We start from the raw sequence: 3,524 nt of genomic DNA, 5'->3' as shown, positions 1-3,524 counted from the left end.
GCACCGCGCTGACGATGGAGCTCTCCAGGCAGGCGATCGGGTAGCCGGTCACGCGGTCGTTCAGGATCAGCACGGCGGACGCGCGCGGCAGGCCGGAGGCGACGTTCGCGGGGAAGCTGGAGATCCACTTCATCCCGTGCACGCCGATGTCGCCGCCGATGGACGCGGGCAGTGCGATGATCCGCGACGAGGGGTCCTCGGGGAAGCGCAGGAAATAGGACGGCGGATTGACCGTGTCGCCTTCACCGTGCCACCGGTAGGCGGCCTCGATGAGTTCGAGAACGTGCTTCTCCCGCCCTCGCAATACCTGGTCCACCTGAGCACCGGAAATCACCGCGAAGGCAGGTCCCACGTTACCGCCCCTTTCTCGTGCAGGTCTCCGAGCAGCGCCGACCCGTCCGGGCAGCGGTCACGACCACAGGTTGTCGAACACGGCTGACAAGCCGCTGACACGGGACTGACGGCGGCGGGTATAGAGAATTCATAGCTATTTGGGATCAGGTTGTTCCGACACGGACATCCCGGGGCACTCGCCCATCTCGGGCCCTCGCCCTTCGAAGACCGGCAGCACTGCGGCGAACGTCGGTTCCGCGACCTTTGTCGTGACCATGACGGGAGGACAAACCTCGATGGAAGATCGTAGGATCAAGAAGGTCGTGGTGCTCGGTGGCGGCACCGCGGGCTGGATGGCGGCCGCGTACCTGGGCAAGGCGCTGGGCCCCGCGGTGAACGTCACCGTGCTGGAGGCGCCCTCCATCCCGAAGATCGGCGTGGGCGAGGCGACCGTGCCGAACCTGCACAAGACGTTCTTCGAGTTCCTCGGCATCGCCGAAGAGGACTGGATGCGCGAGTGCAACGCCAGCTACAAGATGGGCATCCGGTTCGTCAACTGGCGCACACCCGGCCGCGGCCAGGCGGACGCGCGCCCGCACGGCGACGGCACGGACCAGTACTACCACCTGTTCGGCCTGCTGCCGAACCACGAGAACCAGCCGCTGTCGCACTACTGGGCGCACAAGAAGCTGAACGGGCAGACCGACGAGCCGTTCGACTACGCCTGCTACCGCGAGCCCCCGATCCTGGACGCGAAGCTGTCGCCGCGGTTCATGGACGGCACGAAGTGGACCAACTACGCGTGGCACTTCGACACCAACCTGATCTCGCCGTTCCTGCGCCGCTGGTCGATCGAGAACCAGAACGCGGTGCACATCCAGGACAAGATGACCGAGGTGGTCCTCGACCAGCGCGGTCACGTCTCGGCGCTCAAGACCGAGGGCGGCCTCACCATCGAGGGCGACCTGTTCATCGACTGCTCGGGCTTCCGCGGCCTGCTCATCAACCAGGCGATGAAGGAACCGTTCCTGGACATGAGCGACCACCTGATGAACGACAGCGCGGTGGCCACCCAGGTGCCGCACGACGACGAGGCCAACGGCGTCGAGCCCTACACCTCGTCGATCGCCATGTCGAGCGGGTGGGCGTGGAAGATCCCGATGCTGGGCCGCTTCGGCACCGGTTACGTGTTCTCCAGCCGCTTCCAGACGCGTGACGACGCGACGCTGGAGTTCTGCAACATGTGGGGCCTCGACCCGGAGACGCAGAACCTCAACCACATCAAGTTCCGCGTCGGCCGCAACCGGCGGGCGTGGGTGAAGAACGTGGTGTCGATCGGCCTCGCCTCCTGCTTCCTGGAGCCGCTGGAGTCCACCGGCATCTACTTCGTCTACGCGGCCCTCTACCAACTGGCGAAGTACTTCCCGGACAAGAACTTCGACTCGATCCTGCAGGACCGCTTCAACGCGGAGATCGAGACGATGTTCGACGACTCCCGCGACTTCGTGCAGGGCCACTTCAGCTTCGCGCCGCGCAACGACACGGCGTTCTGGCAGGCCTGCAAGGAGCTGCGGCTGGCGGACGACTTCCAGGAGAAGGTCCGCATGTACAAGGCGGGCCTGGCGGTGAACATGCCGATCACGGACGAGTCGACCTACTACGCGAACTTCGACGCGGAGTTCCGCAACTTCTGGAACAACTCGAACTACTACTGCATCTTCGCCGGGCTCGACTACCTGCCCGACCACTCGCTGCCCGCCCTGGCCGCGCGGCAGGACGTGCTGGACTCGGCGGAGCCGGTGTTCGCGCAGATCAAGCAGACGCAGAAGGAGCTGCTGACCACGCTGCCCAGCACCTACGAGTACCTCAAGCAGCTGCACGGCAAGTAGGTTCCCCTCCCCCGGGAAACAGACGAGCCCACCGGACCCCGACCCGGTGGGCTCGTCGCCGTCCCGGGTGGATACTCGTGGTGTGGCGGTGACGCGGGTGGGACTGGTCGGGGTGGGCACGATCGCGGGCACGCACCTGGAGGTGCTGGCCGAGCGGTCCGATGTGGACCTGGTGTTCACCGTCGACCCGCACGCCGGGCCGCCGACGTTCTGCGGCACGACCCCCGACCACCACGCCGACCTCGCCGGCGCGCTGGCCGCCCACCGGCCGGACCTGGTGGTCGTCGCGACGCCGGCGGACTCGCACGCGGACCTCGCGGTGGCGGCGTTGACGGGGTCGCGGGCCCGGGTGCTGGTGGAGAAGCCGCTGGTGCTCGACGTGGCGTCGCTCCCCCGGTTGGCCGAGGCGGGCGCGGGCGACCGGCTGTTCACCGCGCACCACTTCGCGTTCTCGCCCGAGGTGGAGTGGGCTGCCGCGCTGCTGGCCGCGCACCCGGAGTGGGGGCCGGTCACCGGGGTGACGTCGTCGTTCTGCGACCCGTACGTGCTCAAGGGCGAGCAGGCGTTCACGTCCTACGTCTCGGCGTGGGCGGACTCGGGGATCAACCAGCTCACCGTGCTGGCGCGGCTGGTGGAGGTCGACGCGGTGACCTCGCTGCGGGACGACGGCGTCGAGTGCTGGGCCACGGCGTCGTTCCGGTCGCGCGGGGCGGTGGGCACGGCCCGCCTGCGCACCAGCTGGCTCACCGGCGCCAGCAGCAAGTCCAGCGCGCTGACGTGCGGCGACGTCGAGGTCTGGCTGGACCACACGGCGATGACCGGCTTCGCGTGCCGCGGCGGCGAGCTGCTGGCCACCCACGGCGGCGACGGCCGGACGCCGCGCAAGGTCGCGCACTACCGCCCTCTGTACGCCGGGCTGCTGTCCGGCCGGCCGGACCCGGTCCTCGGTTTCGCCGCGGCCTCGGCCCTCACCCGCGCGCACGCCACCGCCGGCCGCTGACCGCCGTTTTTCGTTGGACGGACCGGCGTCGGTGTGGTCCAGTGGGGTGGTGGACGGGTTCTCCGTGCGCCGGATCGTCGTGCTCGGCGTGAGCGGTGCGGGCAAGTCGACGTTGGCCCGTCGGTTGGCCCGCGTGGTCGACGGCGCGCACGTCGAGCTGGACGCGATCCAGCACGGACCGGGCTGGGCGCCGACACCGGTGGAGGAGTTCCGCGCGCGGCTCGCCGCGGCCACCGAGGGGCCGGCGTGGGTGGTCGACGGCAACTACGTCTCGCGGACCGCGGAGGTGCTGTGGCACCGGG

General features: G+C 69.0%; 2 protein-coding genes and 2 pseudogenes. 3 read left to right on the top strand and 1 reads right to left on the bottom strand.

Features of this window, described 5'->3' with window-relative positions; all coding sequences use genetic code 11:
* A pseudogene (locus AB0G02_RS31775) lies at positions 1–352 on the bottom strand (2,3-diaminopropionate biosynthesis protein SbnB); the annotation flags it as partial.
* A 277-nt stretch (positions 353–629) separates the two neighbouring features.
* Here AB0G02_RS31775 and AB0G02_RS31770 point away from each other — a divergent pair.
* The 3 genes and pseudogenes from AB0G02_RS31770 to AB0G02_RS31760 all read left to right on the top strand — a co-directional run.
* Complete coding sequence (locus AB0G02_RS31770) at positions 630–2,222, top strand: tryptophan halogenase family protein (protein WP_360801448.1); 1,593 nt, start codon at positions 630–632, stop codon at positions 2,220–2,222.
* A gap of 88 nt (positions 2,223–2,310) precedes the next feature.
* A complete protein-coding gene (locus tag AB0G02_RS31765; protein ID WP_360801445.1) occupies positions 2,311–3,222 on the top strand; it encodes a Gfo/Idh/MocA family oxidoreductase in 912 nt (303 codons plus the stop codon).
* Between the two features lie 49 nt (positions 3,223–3,271).
* Positions 3,272–3,524: pseudogene (locus AB0G02_RS31760) on the top strand (adenylate kinase); the annotation flags it as partial.

It is taken from the genome of Actinosynnema sp. NPDC023658, assembly GCF_040639995.1.
In the GTDB taxonomy this organism is placed as follows: Bacteria; Actinomycetota; Actinomycetes; order Mycobacteriales; family Pseudonocardiaceae; genus Actinosynnema.
The sequence above is the reverse complement of the archived record's forward strand: the minus strand, read 5'-3'. Positions and strand labels throughout refer to the sequence as shown.

What these genes read in the sequence shown, in the direction of transcription:
- AB0G02_RS31770 (WP_360801448.1), top strand. Translation starts at nt 630, where the DNA reads ATGGAAGATCGTAGGATCAAGAAGGTCGTGGTGCTCGGTGGCGGCACC.